The organism is Halopseudomonas salegens (assembly GCF_900105655.1).
Taxonomy (GTDB): Bacteria; Pseudomonadota; Gammaproteobacteria; order Pseudomonadales; family Pseudomonadaceae; genus Halopseudomonas; species Halopseudomonas salegens.
The window spans coordinates 278385-298382 of record NZ_LT629787.1; the positions used below are offsets into that span (position 1 = coordinate 278385).

Annotated in this window: 16 protein-coding genes; 8 read left to right on the forward strand and 8 right to left on the reverse strand. The window is 60.8% G+C overall.

What is annotated here, in order from left to right; genetic code table 11:
- Nucleotides 1-274: 274 nt before the first annotated feature.
- Both BLU07_RS01255 and BLU07_RS01260 read right to left on the reverse strand, forming a co-directional pair.
- Nucleotides 275-703, reverse strand: a complete 429-nt coding sequence (locus tag BLU07_RS01255) for an acyl-CoA thioesterase (protein WP_092383357.1) — start codon at nucleotides 701-703, stop codon at nucleotides 275-277.
- Nucleotides 704-902: 199 nt separating this feature from the next.
- Entirely contained in the window at nucleotides 903-2063 is a 1161-nt protein-coding gene (locus tag BLU07_RS01260; RefSeq protein WP_092389496.1) for an iron-containing alcohol dehydrogenase, read from the reverse strand.
- 103 nt (nucleotides 2064-2166) lie between these two features.
- On the opposite strand from BLU07_RS01260, the gene BLU07_RS01265 reads away from it, so the two are divergent.
- Complete coding sequence (locus BLU07_RS01265; RefSeq protein WP_092383359.1) at nucleotides 2167-3594, forward strand: ribonuclease J; 1428 nt, start codon at nucleotides 2167-2169, stop codon at nucleotides 3592-3594.
- 178 nt (nucleotides 3595-3772) lie between these two features.
- Here the strand turns inward: BLU07_RS01265 and argH are convergent, their stop codons facing one another.
- On the reverse strand, nucleotides 3773-5176 hold the full coding sequence (gene argH, locus BLU07_RS01275) for an argininosuccinate lyase (RefSeq protein WP_092383363.1): 1404 nt from the start codon (nucleotides 5174-5176) through the stop codon (nucleotides 3773-3775).
- A gap of 88 nt (nucleotides 5177-5264) precedes the next feature.
- On the opposite strand from argH, the gene BLU07_RS01280 reads away from it, so the two are divergent.
- The 6 genes from BLU07_RS01280 to BLU07_RS01305 all read left to right on the forward strand — a co-directional run bounded on the left by BLU07_RS01280 (nucleotide 5265) and on the right by BLU07_RS01305 (nucleotide 11399).
- Nucleotides 5265-6344: a sensor histidine kinase gene (locus BLU07_RS01280; RefSeq protein WP_092389498.1), complete on the forward strand. Its 1080-nt coding sequence runs from the start codon at nucleotides 5265-5267 to the stop codon at nucleotides 6342-6344.
- Nucleotides 6345-6347: 3 nt separating this feature from the next.
- The gene (locus tag BLU07_RS01285) at nucleotides 6348-7103 is read left to right on the forward strand and encodes a LytR/AlgR family response regulator transcription factor (protein ID WP_092383365.1); all 756 of its coding nucleotides are present in this window, start codon (nucleotides 6348-6350) and stop codon (nucleotides 7101-7103) included.
- A 76-nt stretch (nucleotides 7104-7179) separates the two neighbouring features.
- Nucleotides 7180-8118, forward strand: a complete 939-nt coding sequence (gene hemC / locus BLU07_RS01290; RefSeq protein WP_092389500.1) for a hydroxymethylbilane synthase — start codon at nucleotides 7180-7182, stop codon at nucleotides 8116-8118.
- Entirely contained in the window at nucleotides 8115-8870 is a 756-nt protein-coding gene (locus BLU07_RS01295) for a uroporphyrinogen-III synthase (RefSeq protein WP_092383367.1), read from the forward strand. Before hemC ends, BLU07_RS01295 begins: the two co-directional genes overlap by 4 nt.
- 13 nt (nucleotides 8871-8883) lie before the next feature.
- A complete protein-coding gene (locus BLU07_RS01300; protein ID WP_092383370.1) occupies nucleotides 8884-10155 on the forward strand; it encodes a uroporphyrinogen-III C-methyltransferase in 1272 nt (423 codons plus the stop codon).
- Nucleotides 10152-11399, forward strand: a complete 1248-nt coding sequence (locus BLU07_RS01305; protein WP_092383372.1) for a heme biosynthesis HemY N-terminal domain-containing protein — start codon at nucleotides 10152-10154, stop codon at nucleotides 11397-11399. Before BLU07_RS01300 ends, BLU07_RS01305 begins: the two co-directional genes overlap by 4 nt.
- 23 nt (nucleotides 11400-11422) lie before the next feature.
- Here the strand turns inward: BLU07_RS01305 and BLU07_RS01310 are convergent, their stop codons facing one another.
- From BLU07_RS01310 to trxA, 4 genes are all read right to left on the reverse strand, one after another.
- On the reverse strand, nucleotides 11423-12394 hold the full coding sequence (locus BLU07_RS01310) for a 2Fe-2S iron-sulfur cluster-binding protein (protein ID WP_092383374.1): 972 nt from the start codon (nucleotides 12392-12394) through the stop codon (nucleotides 11423-11425).
- Nucleotides 12391-13860: a 4-hydroxy-3-polyprenylbenzoate decarboxylase gene (gene ubiD, locus BLU07_RS01315; protein ID WP_092383376.1), complete on the reverse strand. Its 1470-nt coding sequence runs from the start codon at nucleotides 13858-13860 to the stop codon at nucleotides 12391-12393. Before ubiD ends, BLU07_RS01310 begins: the two co-directional genes overlap by 4 nt.
- Nucleotides 13861-14335: 475 nt before the next feature.
- Entirely contained in the window at nucleotides 14336-15601 is a 1266-nt protein-coding gene (gene rho / locus BLU07_RS01320) for a transcription termination factor Rho (protein ID WP_092383378.1), read from the reverse strand.
- Between the two features lie 218 nt (nucleotides 15602-15819).
- Nucleotides 15820-16146 (reverse strand): thioredoxin TrxA, encoded by a 327-nt coding sequence (gene trxA / locus BLU07_RS01325; protein ID WP_092383380.1) that lies wholly within the window; start codon nucleotides 16144-16146, stop codon nucleotides 15820-15822.
- Between the two features lie 173 nt (nucleotides 16147-16319).
- Here trxA and ppx point away from each other — a divergent pair, with 173 nt between their 5' ends.
- Nucleotides 16320-17825, forward strand: coding sequence for an exopolyphosphatase (gene ppx / locus BLU07_RS01330; RefSeq protein WP_092383382.1), 1506 nt, complete (start codon nucleotides 16320-16322; stop codon nucleotides 17823-17825).
- Here ppx and ppk1 read toward each other — a convergent pair.
- Nucleotides 17804-19990 carry a polyphosphate kinase 1 gene (gene ppk1 / locus BLU07_RS01335; protein ID WP_092383384.1) on the reverse strand — a complete coding sequence of 729 codons (2187 nt, stop codon included), beginning with the start codon at nucleotides 19988-19990 and terminating at the stop codon, nucleotides 17804-17806. The two genes, ppx and ppk1, sit on opposite strands and share 22 nt — an antisense overlap.
- Nucleotides 19991-19998 lie beyond the last annotated feature (8 nt).

Genomic DNA, 19998 nt, shown 5'->3' on the forward strand with positions numbered 1-19998 from the left:
TCCGATTCCATCTGGGTGGTTTGATTCTGCGGATAGCAGTTTCATGCATCGGTATGACCGGATCACGGTCATACAGGTTTGTTGGTTCCAGACCCACAGGCGTGTTCAGGCTCGCTTTTGTGCGCCGGGTTACATAGTTTTAGCAACGGGTAGCGATTGCCGCCAGTAGGATTTTGGTAGGGGGTTGATAGCTTTTGTTTATCGCTGGAGGCAGGCGGGTTCTGCAGTCTGCCCCCAGGGCCTTGTGATGCAAGCCCTGGAGGATTGGTTTGAATCAGTTGGTCAGGCGCTGCAGGGCGGCGCGGGGGCCGTCGGGGATGGGGCAGGGGCGGTTGCTGCTGCGTTCGACGAAGACGTGGACGAAGCGGCCGGCGGCACAGGCGTCGTTGCTGCCGGGTTTGAAGATGGCGAGTTCGTAGTTGACGGAACTGTTACCGAGTTTTGCGACGCGCACGCCGACGTCGATGGGGTCGGGGAAGGCGATGGGGGCGAAGTAGTCGCAGCTGGAGCTGACGACGAAGGCGATCTGCTGTCCGTTGTGGATGTCGAGGCCGCCTTGGGTGATCAGCCAGCTGTTGACGGCGCTGTCGAAGTAGCCGTAGTAGGTGACGTTGTTGACGTGGCCGTAGATGTCGTTGTCGTGCCAGCGGGTGGTGATGGGGTGCAGGTAGGGGTAGTCGCTGCGCTGGGGTTTGGTGGTCATTGAGTGCTCTGCTTGGTCATGTTCAGTTGTGGTTTAAGTTTTTATCTTTCAGCATCTGTGCGATGGCGCCCTTGCTGATCCACTGGGCTGGACACGCGGCAAGTACGTCCCTGTAGCTCGTCGATGGCGTCCATGCCATCGACGGTCCAACCCAGTGGATCAGCAAGGACGCCGTAGCGTTGCGTGCATTCTGCAAGAATTAAAACGCCTGCCGATAAATCGCCAGTGCATCGGCTTCAGTCATCTCACGCGGGTTATTCACCAGCAGGCGCTGTTGCAGCATGGCGTCGCGGGCGAGCATTTCCAGGCTGGATTCGGGGACGTCGGCGTCGCGCAGGCGGCTGGGCAGGTTGCAGCGCGGGCTGAGGTCGGCCAGGGCGTTGACCAGTTGTTCGGTCAGGCTGGCGGCGCTGCCGGGCTTGAGGTCTTTGACCAGTAACGGGGCCAGTTCGGCGTAGAGCTCTTGCGCGGCGGGCGCGTTGTAGGCGATGACGCTGGGCAGGACCAGGGAGTTGGACAGGCCGTGGGGGATGTGGAAGTGGCCGCCCAGCGGGTAGGCCAGTGCGTGCACGGCGGCGACCGGGGCGTTGGCGAAAGCCTGGCCGGCAAGCAGGGCGCCGAGCAGCATGGCTTGGCGTGCTTCGCGGTTTTTGCCGTTGTGTACGGCTTCGTCGAGGTTGCCGGCGAGCAGGCGCAGGGCTTCGCGGGCGAGCATGTCGGATAGTGGGTTTTTCTTGATCTTGCTGGTATAGGCTTCGATGGCGTGCACCATGGCGTCGATGCCGGTGGCGGCGGTGACGGCGGAGGGCAGGCCGAGGGTGAGGTCGGCGTCGAGCAGGGCGAGGTCGGGCAGTAGCAATGGCGAGACGACGCCCATTTTGGTGGTTTCGCCGGTAGTGATGATGCTGATCTGGGTGACTTCGGAGCCGGTGCCGGCGGTGGTCGGTACCTGGATCAGCGGCAGGCGCTGGCCTTTGGCATTGCCGACGCCGTAGATGTCGGCGAGTGTCTGCTGGCTGTTCGGGTGGGCGAGCAGGGCGACCAGTTTGGCGACGTCCATTGAGCTGCCGCCGCCGAAACCGACGACCATGTCGGCTTGCATGGCGATGGCCTGATCAACGGCGGTTTGCACCACGGCTTCCGGTGGGTCGGCGACAACCTGGTCAAACACCTGCACGCTCAGGTTTTGCCTGGCAAAATCAGCCAGGCTGGGTTCGAGCAGGCCGAGTTGGGTGATGCCGGGGTCGGTGACCACCATGACGCGGGTGGCGCCGCGTTCGCGGCAGAGTTCGGCCAGGCGTACGGCGGAACCGGGTTCACAGAGAATCTGGGCAGTGGTGGCAAACAGAAAAGGAGTCATGGCAGCCTCAATCAGGATCAATTGCATACACTCTATGCAGCCTGTCTGTCGGGTGCAAGTCGATGCGTGACCCTGTGGTCTGTGGCGGCTGCTGGAGGCTTTCATGCGCAAGAACGCGCCGCCGGCTCTGCAGACTCTGATAGGCTGTCGATATATGCCCAGTAGCGGCGGTATTTCCTTGTTGGATTCAGTCATGCCCGCACCACGCTTTGACCAGTTGCACAATCAGATCGGCCCGTTCTTTCTGCCCTTGGGCGGTGCGGGCATGTTCGGGGCGAATTTCTATTTGTTCGGTTCTGCCGGTCAGTGGATCGCAGTGGATTGCGGCTTTGCCCTGCAATCGCATCCCAGTGGACGCAATCAGGTGTCGATTCCCAGTCTGGCGGCATTGGAACGCTATGACATCAAGCTCTCGGCGTTGTTGATTACCCACGGCCATGAGGATCATATCGGTGCGGTGGCCCATCTGTGGAAGGCGCTGGATTGCCCGCTGTATGCCAGTCCCTTTGCTGCCCGCCTGATTCGCAACAAGCTGGATGCGCTGCAGGAGTGGCCGCGGCTGCACGAGATCAAGCCGCTGGAGCCCATTGGTATCGGCAATTTTCAGGCGGAATGGATCCCGGTGACCCATTCTATACCCGAGTCCCATGCCATCATGCTCGAGGTGGCCGGCAAGCGCCTGTACCACAGTGGCGACTGGAAGCTGGATGCCGAGCCGCTGGTGGGTGGCCTGACCGCGCAGGCGCGCCTGCAGGCGTTGGGCCGTACCGGGGTGGATGTGATCATCGGCGACTCGACCAATGCCCCGGTGGCGGGTGCCAGCCGTTCTGAAGCGGCGGTGCGCGAAGGCCTGCTGGATGCGGTGCGTGAATGCAAGCAGCGGGTGGTGGTGACCTGTTTTGCCAGCAATCTGGCGCGTTTGCATGCACTGGCTGAGATCAGCCGCGATACCGATCGCTATGCGGCACTGCTCGGACGCAGTCTGCTGCGCATGCAGGGGGTGGCGCGGCAGATGGATTACCTGACCGCAACCGACAGTTTTATCGGCCCCTGGGAGCTGGGTTTCCTGCCGCGCAGTCAGCAGTTGTGGATCTGTACCGGCAGCCAGGGTGAGCCGGCGGCAGCCCTGGGGCGGGTGGCCAGCGGGCGGCATCCGCAACTGGTGCTGGAGCGCGGCGATACGGTGATCTTTTCCTCGCGGCTGATTCCGGGTAACGAGGAGAGTCTGGCACGCATACGTGCCGATCTGACAGCCAAGGGCATCGAGATCATTGATGACGAGATGGCGCCGGTGCATGCCTCCGGTCATCCCCCACAGGAGGATCTGCGTCAGCTGTATGGCTGGTTGCGAGCCCGTTATCTGTTGCCGGTGCATGGCGAAAACTATCACCAGCAAGCGCATATGGCCTTTGGTCGTGAACTGGGTTTGCAGGGCCTGGTGCCGAACAACGGTGACCTGATCGACCTGTCGGCTCAGCCGGCCCGGGTGGCGGAGCTGCCCTGGGGCCTGGTCGAGCTGCCACCGTCCTGAGTGTCGCCGGGCGTTGCCTCGCCCTCTGCCAGCTCGTCGAGCTGGCAAAGACGGCACTCTCCCGGATCCTGACGGTTACCCTCGACATAGCGCACCCGGCGCGAGGCCGAGCGCCGGTCGGCGCTCACGCGATAACCGGCGGGCCTGTCGGGCGCCTTATCCGTCATTGCCGCGTCCTTCAGGCGTTATCCGCCTGCAGTTGAGCGCGGCCCCGCGTTACGGCTGCACGCACCTGGGCCGGTGCGGTACCGCCGATGTGGTCACGAGCATTCACCGAGCCTTCCAGTGTCAGTACGTCAAACACATCCTGCTCGATCTGGTCGCTGAACTGGCGCAGTTCAGCGAGGCTCATTTCGGCCAGATCCTTGCCCTGGTCGACGCCGTATTTCACCGCCAGGCCGACGATCTCGTGACAGTCACGGAACGGCAGGCCCTTGCGTACCAGGTAGTCGGCCAGGTCGGTGGCGGTGGAGAAGCCACGCAACGCGGCTTCACGCATCATGTCCACGCGGGGCTTGATCGCCGGAATCATGTCGGCGAAGGCGCGCAGGCTGTCGCGCAGGGTATCCACGGCGTCGAACAGCGGCTCCTTGTCTTCCTGGTTGTCCTTGTTGTAGGCCAGCGGCTGGCTTTTCATCAGGGTCAGCAGGCCCATGAGGTGACCATAGACGCGGCCGGATTTGCCGCGCACCAGCTCGGGCACATCGGGGTTTTTCTTCTGCGGCATGATCGATGAGCCGGTGCAGAAGCGGTCGGGCAGGTCGATAAAGTTGAACTGTGCGCTGGTCCACAGCACCAGCTCTTCGGAGAAGCGCGACAGGTGCATCATGGCCACGGCGGCGGCGGCGCAGAATTCGATGGCGAAATCGCGGTCTGAGACGCCATCCAGCGAATTGCCGGAGACGGCATCGAAGCCGAGCAGTTCACAGGTAATGCTGCGGTCGATCGGGTAGGTGGTGCCGGCCAGTGCGGCGCTGCCCAGCGGCATGCGGTTGACCCGCTTGCGGCAGTCGAGCAGGCGTTCGGTATCGCGGCGCAGCATTTCGTACCAGGCCAGCAGGTGGTGGCCGAAGGTCACCGGTTGGGCGGTCTGCAAATGGGTAAAGCCGGGCATGATCACCTCGGCATGCTGCTCGGCCTGATCCAGCAGGCCGCTTTGCAGGCGCTCCAGCTCGCTGAGGATGATGTCGATTTCCTCGCGCAGCCAGAGGCGAATGTCGGTGGCGACCTGATCGTTGCGCGAGCGTCCGGTGTGGAGTTTCTTGCCGGTGATGCCGATGCGCTGGGTCAGGCGGGCTTCGATGTTCATGTGCACATCTTCCAGTTCGACCTGCCAGTCAAACTCACCGGCTTCGATTTCACTCTGGATGGCGCGCAGGCCTTCAATGATGGTGTCGCGTTCGTCCGTGGTCAGTACACCAACCTGAGCCAGCATGCTGGCATGGGCGATCGAGCCCTGAATGTCATGTTTGTACAGGCGCTGATCGAAATTCACCGAGGCGGTGAACCGGGCAACAAAGGCATCTACCGGCTCGCTGAAGCGGCCACCCCAGGATTGGTTGGTCGTTTTTTCTTGGCTCATTGCGCTGCATCCGCTGTTGATTTGGATAAACAGCTACTATACCACTTCACACTTGCGCATTCGCGCCCAGCTGGCGGACACTGCAGCCATGAAGAACGGACTCTGGACCTTGCTCAAACGACCCTATGCGGGAGATGATTTCTTCCTCCCGGACCTGTGTTCGTCGATTGCCGTGTTTACCATGGTGATTCTGGCTGAGTTGGTGGTCTTGCTGTGGGTGCTGGCGGAGCCGGGGGGCAGCGGCTTTGACTGGATGCGGCTGGCCATGGCCTCGCTGTTCGTGCAGTGGGTGGTGTTGCTCTCGGCAGCCTTGCTCTGTCGTTTGCGCCCATGGATGCAACGCCAGGCCCTGTGGCTGTCGATTGCCGCCTGTTATGCGGTCGTGGTCGGTCTGACGCTGCTGTTCACGGTGCTGGCCAACTGGGTCCTGCTGCAGGGAATGCTCGGTACGCCGCTGACTGACTTTGCCCAGTTGCTGCGGCACGGATTGATTGCGTTGATCATGACCAGCCTGTTGTTGCGCTATTTCTACCTGCAGCTGCAATGGCAGCATCAGCAGCAGGCCGAATTGCGCGCCCGCTTGCAGGCCTTGCAGTCGCGCATCCGGCCCCATTTCCTGTTCAACAGCCTGAACAGCATCGTCAGCCTGATCGGAACGGCGCCGGACAAGGCGGAAAACGCGGTGCTGGATCTGGCTGATCTGTTTCGCGCCAATCTGACGGAAGTGGAAGGGGTTGCTACCTGGGGTGAAGAGCGGCGTCTGTGCGAGGGGTATCTGCGGATTGAGCAATATCGTCTGGATGAGCGCTTGCAGGCCAGCTGGCAGGTGAGCGGGTTGCCGGACGCTACGCCAATGCCTTTGCTGACCCTGCAACCCATTCTGGAAAATGCGATCTTCTATGGCGTGCAGCCCAACCCGCAGGGCGGTGATATCCTGATTCGGGGTCGGCGCGAGAATGACCGGGTTGAACTCGAAGTCAGCAACAGTGTCTGTGCTCAAGAGCCTGCTGGTGAAGGAGCACACATGGCGCTGGACAATATTCGCGCCCGATTGCAGGCCCTGTTTGGCCAAGAGGCACGATTGGATGCCTGGCAAGAAGACTCGCGCTACTTTTGTCGCGTGGTCTACTCTTGTAAACAAGGACCCTCAATGCGGAGTAATCATTAAGGCATGAAAGTATTGATCGCCGATGATGAGCCTTTGGCCCGTGAACGCTTGCTGCGCCTGGTAGATGCCTTGCCGGGCTATCAGGCATTGAGTGACAGTGCGACCAACGGGCACGAGGTGCTGCAGTTGGTGGCTGAGCAGCAGCCGGACATAGTGCTGCTGGATATCCGCATGCCGGGTATGGATGGTTTGCAGGCTGCAGCCCGGTTGTGTGAGTTGCCGCAGGCTCCCGCGGTGGTGTTCTGTACCGCTTACGGTGAGTATGCGCTGGAGGCCTTCAATGTCAGCGCCGTGGGTTATCTGCTCAAGCCGGTGCGCCGCGAGGAGCTGGCCGAAGCACTGGACAAGGCGCAGCGACTCAATCGCATGCAGCTGGCCAGTCTGGGCCGCCCACCGAACGAGCAGGACGTCAGTCAGGCCCGTAGCCATATCAGTGCACGCACGCGCAAGGGGATTGAGCTGATTCCGGTCTGTGACGTGATGTACTTCATTGCCGATCACAAGTACGTCACTCTGCGTCACGAGCAGGGAGAGGTGCTGCTGGACGAGCCGCTGAAAGCCCTGGAAGACGAATTTGGCCAGCAATTTGTGCGCATTCACCGCAATGCGCTGGTTGCGCGGGACCGGATTGAGGGCTTGCATCGCGAGGGCAGTCATTTCCAGCTCTATCTCAAAGAGTTTCCGGACGAGCCGCTGACCGTCAGTCGCCGTCATGTTCCCGGTGTGCGCAATTTGATCAAGCAGCTGGAGCGTCGCTGAAGCAGCGCCACCCGGTCGCATGGATGCTTGCTGCCGCATGACGTATCATGGCGCTGACATTGTTAGCGAGATACCCATGACACGAGAACTGCGAATTGCCACCCGCAAGAGCGCCCTGGCCCTGTGGCAGGCCGAATACGTCAAAGCGCGTCTGGAAGAACTGCACCCCGGCCTGAAGGTCAGCCTGGTGCCCATGGTCAGCCGTGGCGACAAGTTGCTCGACTCGCCGCTGGCCAAGATTGGTGGCAAGGGGCTGTTCGTCAAGGAGCTGGAAACCGCGATCCTGAATGACGAGGCCGATCTGGCCGTGCACTCGATGAAAGACGTGCCCATGGCCTTTCCCCCCGGACTGGAACTGCCGGTGATCTGTGAACGCGAAGAACCCACCGATGCGTTTGTTTCCAACCATTATGACAACGTCGATGCCTTGCCGGCGGGCAGTGTGGTGGGTACCTCCAGCCTGCGCCGTCAGGCACAGTTGCTGGCACGCCGTCCCGATCTGGTCGTGCGCTTTCTGCGTGGCAATGTGAATACCCGCCTGGCCAAGCTGGATGCCGGTGAGTATGACGCGATTATTCTCGCCACTGCCGGTTTGATGCGACTGGGTTTTGATGACCGTATCCGCTACGCCATGCCGCCGGAAGAAAGCCTGCCGGCTGGAGGGCAGGGCGCCGTGGGTATCGAATGCCGTACGGATGACGATGAGCTGAAAGCGCTGCTGGCGCCACTGAATGACCATGACAGTGCGCTTCGGGTGCGCGCCGAGCGGGCATTGAATACTCACCTCAACGGCGGCTGCCAGGTGCCGATTGCGTGCTATGCCATACGTGAAAACGGTCAGCTCTGGTTGCGTGGCCTGGTTGGCGACCCCATGGGCACCACCATGCTGCGAGCCGAGGCCAGCGGGCCGGAAGAGGAGCCGGTAGCCCTGGGCATTGCAGTAGCTGAAGACTTGCTGCGCCAGGGTGCCAAGGCGATTCTGGATGCCGTGTACGAGGAGGCTGACGGCCAGTGAGACGGGTGTTGTTGACCCGCAGCAATGCAGACAATGCGCGGCTGGCTGCGCAACTGCAGGCCCGTGGTATCGCCAGCCACAGCCTGCCATTGCTGGATTTGCAACCGTTGACGGAAACGCCGCAACAGCGCAGCCTGATGCTGGACCTGGATCGGTATCATGCGGTGATGGTGGTCAGCCCGACCGCCGCGCGCCTGGGCTTGCTGCGACTGGATCGTTACTGGCCCCAGCCACCCATTGGCCAGCACTGGTTTGCCGTGGGTGCCGGTACGGCAGCCCCATTGGCCGATTACGGCCTGCCGGTGGTTTATCCGCAACAGGGGCAGGACAGTGAGTCCTTGCTGGCACTGCCGATCTGGGCAGAGCTGTTGCAGCAGGATGGATTGCGCGTAATGATCTGGCGTGGCGAAGGTGGCCGCGAGCACCTGGCCAATCAGGTTCGGGCAGCGGGCGGCCAGGTCGACTATCTTGAATTGTATCGGCGTCAGCCTGGCCCCGACCTGACGTCTGGATTGATGGCCGCCGAGGCGGCCGGGGTGAGTGATATTCTATTGCTCAGCAGCCAGGCCCTGCAGTTTTGGCAACAGGCAGCTGCTGAGCGCTGGCCGCATCAGGCAGGTTGGCGTTGCTGGGTACCCGGCGAGCGTGTGGCTGCACTGGCGCGGGCAGCAGGCTGCAAGGATGTGCGCGTTTGCGCAGGGGCTGATGATGCGGCGTTGCTTGCGGCCATCAGTACCGATTACATGAGCTGACAAGGGGACGGGCGTGGAATCAAGCGACAAGAACAAGGACGCCGCCGCAACACCGGCAGCGGCAGACGCAAAACCCGCTGTCGAGACGGGCAAAACGGCCGGCGCGGCGGATCAACCCGGCACTGAGCCAGCCGCGGCCGGAACTGCATCGACGACCTCCGCCAAGCCGGGGCCAGCCGAGGAAAAGGTCTCGGTGAGCACGCAGAAGAGCGGTTCGGGTGGTGGCGAGAAACCGCCGGCCAGGCCAGACTCAGGCGCTGCTGGTGGCGGTGGCCGGGGTCTTGGAATGCTGGCTCTGCTGCTTGCCTTGCTGGCGCTGGCGTTGACGGGTTGGCAATGGTGGCAGCAACAGTCGGCGAGCAGCACCGCAGGCTGGGAATCCGCCATCCAGGAACTGGCCAGCCAGCAAGAGCAAACGCAGCAGGCATTGAACCGCGATGTGCAGGATCTGGCGCGTCGCAGCGAGCTGGAACAGTTGCAGCGGCTGGCCGCCGATTTGCAGCGCAGTCAACAGAATCTCGGACAACGTCTGGATGCCCTGCAGGGTGAAGAGGGTGACCACTGGCAACTGGCCGAGGCACAGTACCTGTTGCGCCTGGCCTCTCTGCGGTTGATTGCCTCGGATGACGTGGAGACTGCCGGGCAACTGCTGGCTGTTGTCGACGATATTCTCAAACAGCAACCAGACAGTGGCGTATTCAGCCTGCGTGAGCGTCTGGCACAGTATCAGGCCGAGCTGGCGGGCCTGGGCGTGGTTGATCGCCCCGGTATTTATGTCCGTCTGGGTGCACTGCGGGAGCAGGTCAACCGGCTGGTTGCCCTGCCAGTGCCGGTGTTTGACCCGGACGAGGTCACGGTGGAAGAAGAGTATGCCGATCGTCTGGAAAGGCGTACCCGCTGGGAACGCGTGCTGATGCGGCTGGAACGTTATGTTCGGGTCGACTTCCAGCGCGGCAAGGTGATCACGCCTCTGCTGGATGATGCCGAGATGCAACGTATCCGGCGTACCCTGCAGCTGACGCTGGAACAGGCGCAATGGGCTGCACTGCGCGGAGAAGAGCAGGTGTTCCAGGCATCGCTGGAGCAAGCGGACAGTATTCTGCGCCAGTTCTTCGAGCTGGATAACAGCCTGGTGCAGGCCATGCAAAGCCAGCTGCAGACGCTGGCCGAAGAGCCGGTGAGCCTGTCACCGCCGGATCTGTCCGACCTTGAGCAGGCACTGGCTGCCTATATCACGCAGCGTACTGAACGGGACAATGGCGCCGAGCCTGAGGAGGCGCCATGAGCAAAAGCTATCTGGCTGTGCTGGCGGTCCTGCTGGTCGCTGCCTTGCTGGGCATGGCGGTGGCGGAGGATCCCGGTTACCTGTTGATTGCCTGGCGCAACGTGTCGCTGGAAACCAGTATCTGGGTGGGTCTGGCCTTTCTTCTCGCGCTCTGGTTGGGGTTGTCGCTGTTGCGTGCCCTGGTCCGTTTTCTGAATGCCTCCGGGCGCAAGATCAATCCCTGGTCGCGGCATAACCGCCAGCGCCGGGCCAATCTGGTGACGACCCGGGGGTTGCTGGAGTTTGCCGAAGGGCACTGGAAAGCGGCCCAGCGTCTGCTGCAACGCTCGGCACCGGCTGCCGATCAACCCTTGATCAACTATCTGGCGGCGGCCCGGGCGGCGCATGAACAGGGCGATTTTTCCGGCTCTGACGAGCTCTTGCGTGAAGCCTATGACAGCACTCCAAAAGCTGAAGTGGCGATCGCGGTAACCCAGGCCCAGCTGCAGCTGGCGCGGGGTCAGTATGAACAGGCGCTGGCGACACTTACGCGTTTGCGCAAGCGTTACCCCAAGCATGTATTTGCCCTCAAACTGATGAGCCGGCTGTATCTGCGCCTGCAGGACTGGGAGCGGCTGGAGGCGCTGTTGCCGGAACTGCGCAAACAGAAAGTGCTGCCGGCTGATGACTTGCAGCACCTGGAGCGAGAGGTGTATCAGGCCTTGTTGCAGCAGGCGGGAGAACGCGGGCAGCACCAGGCGCCCGGCGAAGCTCACCCGCTGACCAGCTGCTGGGGCCGCTTGCCGAAAGCACTGCGTCAGGATCAGGAGATGTTGGCTGTGTATGCCGTGCAACTGCGTCTGCTAGGCCTGGATGCGACGGCCGAGGAAGCATTGCGACCCGAGCTGCGTCAGCAATACAGTGACCGGCTGATGCACCTCTATGGTCTGTTGTCCGGTGCTGATCCGCAGCGTCAACTGGCTACGGCGGAAAAGTGGCTGAGCGCGCAGCCGCACAACCCGGTATTGCTGTTGGCCCTGGGCCGCCTGGCTCTGCGTAACCAGCTGTGGGGCAAGGCACGCGAATATCTGGAAGCCAGTTTTCACAGCAAGAAGGATATTCAGACCTGTGCCGAGCTGGTGCGTTTGCTGGATCAGTTGGGTGAGGTGGCAGCCAGCCAGCGAGTGCTGCGTGCCGGCTTTGAACTGATGGCCGGCGATCTGCCAGCCTTGCCCTTGCCACAACGGGCACTGCCGGCGGAATAAACCGTGACGTGCGCGGCTGTCTCTCAGTCGCGCGGTGCGTAGGCGAAGACGTCGGCGTGCATGTTGGCTGCCGGCATGCCAGCGGCGACCAGTGCATCCAGGGTGCCGTAGACCATAGGCGGTGAGCCGCTGGCAATGACGTGATAGGGGCTCAGGTCGATACCCAGATCTTCGATCACGGCTGCCGGCAGCAGCCCCTGGCGACCGGCCCAGCCGGCATCATCACTGACCACCTTGTGCATGAACAGATTGGGCATGTCTGCCCACTCTTCCCAGTAGGGCGCCTGATAGAAATCCGCTGCCTCGCGCACTCCCCAATAGAGATGAATCGGCAGGGTAAAGCCGAGATGCCGGCAGTGCTCGATCAGGCTTTGCATCTGTGCCAGCCCGGTACCTGCGGCGATCAGAACCAGGGGGCCGGGCGGCAGGCTGGCCAGATGGCAATCGCCAAAGGGCAGCTTGACGTGGGCCATGCGTTCCCGCCGAATCTTTTCTACCATGGCCAGGGTTTGTTGTTCACGGGTGAGGATATGCAGTTCGATCAGTCGCTCTTCCGTGGGGGTGGATGCGATCGAGAAGGCTGAGAGCTGCTCGTCATCGCGCTCCAGCAGCAGGTACTGGCCCGGGTGGTAATTGATCTTTTTGCCGGCCGGGGCGCGCAGGCGCAGGCGCCAGACGTCGGCGCCCAGGTTTTCGGCACTGTCCAGTTGGCAAGCCAGGGTATGCACCGGTAGCTCATCCGGGGCGAGCACCCCTTCCCAGTACAGCTCGCAGTCCGCCAGCGGCTGGGCAATACAGGTATAGAGCTCGCCGTGGTTGATCTCACTGTCAGCCATGCGCGCTTTGCCACTGATCAGGTTGGCGGTACAGACATGGCAATTGCCGTTGCGACAGCTTTGCGGTGCATCAAACCCCAATCGCCGGGCGGCATCCAGAATACGCTCGCCGGGTTGCAGTTCTATCACGTGTCCGGAGGGTTGCAGGGTGACTTTCATCCATCAATTCCCAGTTCGGCCCAAAGGTTGTCGATACGGCTGACGATCGCCTTGTCCTGCTCGATGGCGGTGCCCCATTCACGATTGGTTTCACCCGGCCACTTGTTGGTGGCATCCAGACCCATTTTGCTGCCGAGGCCGGAAATCGGCGACGCAAAATCGAGGTAGTCAATCGGTGTATTGTCGATCAGTACGGTATCACGCTTGGGGTCCATGCGTGTGGTGATGGCCCAGATAACATCCTGCCAGTCGCGCACATTGACATCGTCGTCGGTGACAATAACGAATTTGGTGTACATGAACTGGCGCAGGAAGCTCCAGACGCCGAGCATGACGCGCTTGGCATGACCGGGATACTGCTTCTTCATCGACACTACCGCCATGCGGTAGGAACAGCCCTCCGGCGGCAAATAGAAATCGGTGATTTCCGGAAATTGCTTCTGCAGTATGGGCACGAATACTTCGTTCAGGGCCACACCAAGGATGGCCGGTTCATCCGGTGGCCGTCCGGTATAGGTGCTGTGGTAGATCGGATCTTCCCGCCGGGTGATGCGCTCGACGGTGAATACCGGGAAACGGTCGACTTCGTTGTAATAGCCGGTATGGTCGCCAAAGGGGCCTTCGTCTGCCATCTCATCGGGGTGGATGACCCCTTCCAGGATGATTTCGGCACTGGCCGGCACCTGCAGTTCCGAACCGCGACATTTCACCAGGCGGGTGCGTTCGCCGCGCAGCAAGCCGGCAAAGGCATATTCGGACAGGGTATCCGGCACCGGGGTGACAGCGCCGAGAATGGTTGCCGGGTCGGCGCCCAGGGCGACGGCAATCGGGAAGGGCTGGCCGGGGTGCGTCTGTTTCCATTCATGAAAATCCAGTGCGCCGCCACGGTGGCTGAGCCAGCGCATGATGACCTTGTTGCGGCCAATCACCTGCTGCCGGTAGATTCCCATGTTCTGGCGTTCTTTGAGCGGTCCTTTGGTGACAACCAGCCCCCAGGTAATCAGCGGGCCGGCATCGCCGGGCCAGCAGGTTTGCACCGGTATGCGTGACAGATCGACGTCCTCACCTTCTTCAATGACCGCCTGGCAGGGCGCATCACGCACCACCTTGGGTGCCATGGCGAGTACTTTCTTGAAGATCGGCAGCTTGGACCAGGCGTCTTTCAGACCCTTGGGCGGATCAGGTTCCTTGAGGTAGGCGAGCAGTTTGCCGATTTCGCGCAGCTCGCTGACATCGCTGGCACCCATGCCGAGGGCGACGCGCTCAGGCGTGCCAAACAGGTTGCCGAGTACCGGCATACTATGGCCAGTGGGATTCTCGAACAGCAAGGCCGGGCCGCCCATACGCAGGGTGCGGTCACAGACTTCGGTCATTTCCAGCACGGGGGAGATCGGCGTCTGGATGCGCTTGAGTTCGCCGCGCTGTTCCAGGCCCTTGATGAAGTCGCGTAGATCGGAGTATTGCATGGCAGCTTCAGGCCTCAAGCAACGGGCGGCGAACCGGAATCAGTTCGCCGCCCGTGAATTGGATGTGAAGCGCATTATGCCGACTGGGCGGCAACAGCAACAGGGTAAATTGCTACAAGTTTGTGCGGATAACTAGCTGGTAACCACATAAATATCACTGATTTTATCGGTTTCTGTGTGTCGGCCTGATTGTCGTTGACCGGCTCTGGACACGCCGTAAACCCCCTTCGGGACCGGCCAGCCGATCACAGATCGGCTGTCGTTCGGCTGCACACGAAGCAGTGCTTCGTAATCGCTTGCCTCACCCCTACGGGCTCGTAGATGCACTGGCAGAAAATTGCTCCTGCATTTTCTGCTCTTCCGCCATCCTTGGCGGTCGCCTGGCATCTAACGGTCCAGAGCCGGTCAACGCCAACCAGGCTGTTGGAGACTGTGCAATTAATCAGTGTTTCGGTTAACGCTTGTAGCTTGCTGCCTAGTTTTTGCTGCGCTTCATCGACTGGAAGAATTCATCGTTGGTCTTGGTGTCTTTCAGGCGATCAAGGAGGAATTCAATGGCGGCGATGTCGTCCATGGAGTGCAGGATCTTGCGCAGAATCCACATACGCTGCAGCTCCTCGTCACCGGTCAGCAACTCTTCGCGGCGGGTACCGGAGCGGTTGATGTTGATGGCGGGGAATACGCGTTTCTCGGAGATCTTGCGATCCAGGTGGATCTCCATGTTGCCGGTGCCCTTGAACTCTTCGTAGATCACTTCGTCCATCTTCGAGCCGGTATCGACCAGCGCGGTAGCGATGATGGTCAGGCTGCCGCCTTCTTCGATGTTGCGCGCGGCGCCGAAGAAACGCTTGGGCTTTTCCAGAGCATGGGCATCAACACCACCAGTGAGTACCTTGCCGGAGCTGGGGATCACGGTGTTGTAGGCTCGCGCCAGACGGGTGATGGAGTCGAGCAGGATGATGACGTCTTTCTTGTGCTCGACCAGGCGCTTGGCCTTTTCGATCACCATTTCAGCAACCTGTACGTGACGGCTTGGCGGCTCGTCAAAGGTCGAGGCAACCACTTCGCCACGTACGGTGCGCTGCATTTCCGTCACTTCTTCCGGGCGCTCGTCGATCAGCAATACGATCAGGTGGCACTCGGGATTGTTGCGCGCAATGTTGGACGCCATGTTTTGCAGCATCAGCGTCTTGCCGGCCTTCGGCGGTGCGACCAGCAAGCCGCGCTGGCCTTTGCCGATGGGCGCGCACAGGTCGATGATGCGCGCAGTCAGATCTTCGGTGGAACCGTTGCCGGCCTCCATGACCAGACGATCATCGGGGAAGAGCGGCGTCAGGTTCTCGAACAGGATCTTGTTCTTGGTGTTTTCCGGTCGATCAAAGTTGATCGAGTCGACCTTCAACAGGGCAAAGTAGCGCTCGCCGTCTTTCGGCGGGCGAATCTTGCCGGAAATACTGTCACCGGTACGCAGGTTGAAGCGGCGTATCTGGCTGGGCGATACATAGATATCGTCCGGTCCGGCAAGGTAGGAGGAGTCGGCGGAACGCAGAAAGCCGAAACCGTCCTGCAGGATTTCCAGGACACCATCACCGTAAATGTCTTCGCCACCTTTGGCATGTTTTTTCAGAATCGCAAAGATCACGTCTTGTTTGCGTGATCGGCCCATATTGTCCAGGCCCATTTCATTGGCGATGTCGAGTAGTTCAGGGATGGGTTTTTGTTTGAGTTCGGTCAGATTCATAGGTTTGCTGGAATGTAGTTTCGGCAGGACGGGTTGGTCTTGGGCCGCCGCGGGACAAGCCACGCAGGGCAATTGAGTTGTTCAGGATGCAGTCGGAAATGCCACGGCCGTAGGAGTCGGCAGGGAATTGGTTGATAAACTTATCACCGCTTGGCGGTGACGTCCAGCCCGGATTGGCTCCGGGCCGGAAAATGCTGACAGCAGAGCCGACTTCAGACTCAGATATTGCTGTCGAGGAAGGCTGTCAGTTGAGATTTCGACAGGGCACCGACCTTGGTCGCTTCGACATTGCCGTCCTTGAACAGCATCAGCGTCGGAATGCCGCGCACGCCAAACTTGGGCGGGGTTTCCTGATTGTCATCGATATTCAATTTGCAGATTTTCAGTTTGCCGGCGTAATCCTTGGCAATCTCGTCCAGTACCGGGGCAATCATCTTGCAGGGGCCGCACCACTCGGCCCAGTAGTCGACCAGCACGGGGCTGTCGGACTTGATGACTTCGGCCTCGAAGCTGCTGTCACTCACGTGCACGATCAAATCGCTCATTCTGTTCTCCAAAGGTAAGCTGCTACTTGACTGCATCATAGCACCGGAGCGGGCGCTGACGGAAGGTGGCCCGGGTTTCATCGCCCGCCGTTGCGTTGAAACGGCGACAGACGCTAGTCAGTCGCCCGATCGGGAGTGTTAGAATCGGGGCACAGTTGGCAAAGGCCGGGAACATGACGCAGAAAACACCGCAGGACCACCCTTTGATTGCCGCGATTGATCTGGGCTCGAACAGTTTTCATATGGTATTGGCCAGGGTTGAGCAGGGCGAAATCCGTTTGTTGGAGCGCCTGGGCGAGAAGGTGCAGTTGGCCGCGGGGCTGGATGCTGAGGGCATGCTCAGTGAAGACGCGATGCAGCGAGGGCTGGACTGCTTGCGCCGTTTTGCCCAATTGATCAATGGTCTGCCGCGTGGCGCGGTACGCGTGGTGGGTACCAATGCCTTGCGTGAAGCGCGCAATCGCGCCAGCTTCATGCGCCCGGCCCAGCAGTTGCTGGGGCACCGGGTCGAGGTGATTTCCGGGCGTGAAGAGGCGCGGCTGATTTACCTTGGCGTGGCCCATACGCTGGCTGATGATGCGGGCCGGCGCCTGGTGGTGGATATTGGCGGCGGCAGCACCGAGTTCATTGTCGGTGAGCGCTTTGAGTCGCTGTTGCGGGAAAGCCTCGGTATGGGCTGTGTCTCCTTTGCCCAGCAGTTCTTTCCGGGTGGGGCGATCTCTTCGGCGGCCTATGCCAGGGCCTATACCGCTGCCCGCCTGGAACTGATGAATATTGATCAGGCGATCAATCGTCTCGACTGGCAGGAAGCGGTCGGTGCCTCGGGTACCATTCGTACGCTGGGGCAATGCCTGCAGGCAGCCGGCAAAGGCCAGGGTGAGGTCAACCGGGATGGGATTCAGTGGCTCAAACGCAAGCTGCTGAAAAGCAGCCATATTGATCAACTGGATCTGGATGGGCTGAAAGATGAGCGGCGCCCGATTCTGCCTTCCGGGCTGGCAATCATGGAAGCGAGCTTTGACGCGTTGGGCATCGAGTCAATGCAGCATTCCGAGGGTGCCCTGCGTGAGGGTGTGCTGTATGACCTGCTGGGTCGCCAACGGCACGAGGATGTGCGTGAGCGCACCCTGGCAGCCTTGATCGAGCGCTACCATGTGGATCGCGAGCAGGCCGAGCGGGTCGAAAGCAAGGCTTTGAGACTGCTCGGCAAGGTGAGCGATGCCTGGGGGCCGTTTGAAGACAAGCAGGTCGACATGCTGCGCTGGGCGGCGCGGGTACATGAGGTCGGTCTGGATATTGCGCACAGCCAGTATCACAAGCACGGCGCCTATCTGATCGAGCATGCGGACTTGCCCGGTTTCTCGCGTCAGGAGCAGCAGGTGCTGGCATTGCTGGTCTGGGGGCACAGGCGCAATCTGCCCAATCGAACCCGCCTGGCTGACTTCAGTGATGACAGCCAGTGGATTTTACGTTTGTGCATGCTGCTGCGACTGGCCATCCTGTATCACCACATCCGCGGTTATCAGAGCATGCCAACGCTCAAGGCGCGGGCAGGCGAGAACAGTCTGGTTCTGGAATTTCCTGCTGGCTGGCTGGATGACAACCCGTTGACCCAGGCCGACTTCCAGCAGGAAGCGGCCTATTGGGACAAGGTTGGTTACACCTTGACCGTGCGCTGAGGCGAGCTGGACAGCTTCTCCAGCAGGATTGCCTGGGCGCTGCGCGGGTTCTGGTTGCCACTCGGGCTGCTGAGTACATAGCTGCCATCTGACTGCAGCACCCAGCTGTGGGTATTGTCGCTGATGAACGCCTGCAGCTCCTGACGGGCTCGCGTGGTCAGACGTTTGCCCTCCAGCGGGAAACAGGTTTCCACCCGGTTGTCCAGATTCCGCTCCATCATGTCGGCACTCGACATCCAGACCTGCTCCTGGCCGCCATTGAGGAAGTAGTACACCCGGCTGTGCTCAAGGAAGCGGCCAATGATCGAACGCACCGTGATGTTGTGCGATACGCCGGGAACCCCGGGCCGCAAACAGCACATGCCGCGAATGATCAGCTCGATTTTTACCCCGGCCTGCGAGGCTTTGTACAATGCCTTGATCACCTTGGCATCGGTCAGTGCATTGGCTTTGGCGATGATATGCGCCGGCTTGCCGGCCTGGGCATTCAGGGTTTCCCGGTTGATCAGCTCCAGCAGGCGCTTTTTCAGCGTGAAGGGCGCTTGCAGGAGTTTTTTCATCCGCTGGGTCTTGCCCATGCCGATCAACTGGTTGAACAGTTTGTGCACATCTTCCGTCAGCGCCAGATCGGAGCTGAGCAGGCTGTAATCGGTATACAGGCGTGCATTGCCGGCATGGTAATTGCCGGTGCCCAGATGCACATAGCGCTTCAGTGCGCGGTCTTCGCGGCGCAGCACCAGTACCATCTTGGCGTGGGTCTTGTACCCGACCACCCCGTAGATGACCACGGCGCCGGCCTGTTGCAGACGGCTGGCCAGTTGCAGGTTGGACTCTTCATCAAAGCGCGCACGCAGCTCGATCACCACGGTGACTTCCTTGCCGTTACGCGCGGCGTCGACCAGGGCGTTGACGATTTCCGAGTTGGCCCCGGTGCGATACAGCGTTTGCTTGATCGCCAGTACATTGGGATCTTGCGCCGCCTGGCGCAACAGGTCGATGACCGGACTGAAGGACTCGTAGGGATGCAGCAGCAGGATGTCCTGTTTGCTGATGGCCTGAAACAGGTTGTCGGAATTCATCAGCATTTTCGGGATGCCCGGGCTGAAGCTGGGGAATTGCAATTCCTCGTGGTTTTCCAGGCCGGTAATCGAGAACAGCCGAGTCAGGTTGACCGGGCCTTTGACTTCATACAATTCGCTCTCGTTCAGACCGAATTGACGCAGGAGAAAGTCGGTCAGGGGTTTCGGGCAATTGTCTGCAACCTCCAGACGCACGGCATCGCCGTAGCGGCGTGACAGTAGTTCGCCGCGCAGGGCGCGGGCCAGATCGTCGACTTCGTCGGGGTCGACAATCAGGTCCGCGTTGCGGGTCAGGCGGAACTGGTAACAGCCCAGCACTTTCATGCCGGGGAACAGGTCGTCGGCATGGTTGTGAATGATCGACGACAGGAAGACAAAATTGTCCCCGCCGCTGCACAGCTCATCTGGCAGTTTGATCAGACGCGGCAGCGAGCGCGGTGCCGGAATAATCGCCAGACCGGAATCGCGGCCAAAGGAGTCGACGCCTTCCAGCTGCACGATAAAGTTGAGGCTCTTGTTCACCAGCAATGGAAACGGGTGAGTCGGATCCAACCCGATCGGGCTGATGATGGGGGCGACCTCCTGACGGAAATAGCGTCGAATCCACAGGGTCTGTTTGTGCGTCCACTGGTGGCGGCGAACAAAGCGAATACCTTTTTCGGCCATTTGCGGCAGCAGGGTGTCATTCAGGATGCTGTACTGGCGCCTCACTTGCTGGTGCGCCAGTTCGCTGATCTTGCTCAATACCTGCTGCGGCTGCAGCCCGTCCGGTCCGGTCATCTCACGCGCAAAGGTGATCTGCTTTTTCAGCCCGGCCACGCGAATTTCAAAGAATTCGTCCATGTTGCTGGAGAAAATCAGCAGGAACTTCAGCCGTTCGAGCAAGGGATAGCTTTCATCCAGTGCCTGTTCCAGTACGCGAATGTTGAACTGCAACTGCGACAGCTCGCGGTGGATGTACAGCTCGGGCGCGTTGATGTCGACCGCTGGCGTTGGCTCAACCACGGGCGTGGGCGTGGCCCTGCTGGTCTCGGGCGGATTGCTGTCGGGGTTGTTCAGCACCTGGCTGTCGGTGGCATCCTGCATGGTGTCCT

Excerpts from the sequence above, each read along its gene's own strand:
- BLU07_RS01255 (WP_092383357.1), bottom strand. The coding sequence starts at position 703 with ATGACCACCAAACCCCAGCGCAGCGACTACCCCTACCTGCACCCCATC.
- BLU07_RS01260 (WP_092389496.1), bottom strand. The coding sequence starts at position 2,063 with ATGACTCCTTTTCTGTTTGCCACCACTGCCCAGATTCTCTGTGAACCC.
- BLU07_RS01265 (WP_092383359.1), top strand. The coding sequence starts at position 2,167 with ATGCGCAAGAACGCGCCGCCGGCTCTGCAGACTCTGATAGGCTGTCGA.
- argH (WP_092383363.1), bottom strand. The coding sequence starts at position 5,176 with ATGAGCCAAGAAAAAACGACCAACCAATCCTGGGGTGGCCGCTTCAGC.
- BLU07_RS01280 (WP_092389498.1), top strand. The coding sequence starts at position 5,265 with ATGAAGAACGGACTCTGGACCTTGCTCAAACGACCCTATGCGGGAGAT.
- BLU07_RS01285 (WP_092383365.1), top strand. The coding sequence starts at position 6,348 with ATGAAAGTATTGATCGCCGATGATGAGCCTTTGGCCCGTGAACGCTTG.
- hemC (WP_092389500.1), top strand. The coding sequence starts at position 7,180 with ATGACACGAGAACTGCGAATTGCCACCCGCAAGAGCGCCCTGGCCCTG.
- BLU07_RS01305 (WP_092383372.1), top strand. The coding sequence starts at position 10,152 with ATGAGCAAAAGCTATCTGGCTGTGCTGGCGGTCCTGCTGGTCGCTGCC.
- BLU07_RS01310 (WP_092383374.1), bottom strand. The coding sequence starts at position 12,394 with ATGAAAGTCACCCTGCAACCCTCCGGACACGTGATAGAACTGCAACCC.
- ubiD (WP_092383376.1), bottom strand. The coding sequence starts at position 13,860 with ATGCAATACTCCGATCTACGCGACTTCATCAAGGGCCTGGAACAGCGC.
- rho (WP_092383378.1), bottom strand. The coding sequence starts at position 15,601 with ATGAATCTGACCGAACTCAAACAAAAACCCATCCCTGAACTACTCGAC.
- trxA (WP_092383380.1), bottom strand. The coding sequence starts at position 16,146 with ATGAGCGATTTGATCGTGCACGTGAGTGACAGCAGCTTCGAGGCCGAA.
- ppx (WP_092383382.1), top strand. The coding sequence starts at position 16,320 with ATGACGCAGAAAACACCGCAGGACCACCCTTTGATTGCCGCGATTGAT.
- ppk1 (WP_092383384.1), bottom strand. The coding sequence starts at position 19,990 with ATGCAGGATGCCACCGACAGCCAGGTGCTGAACAACCCCGACAGCAAT.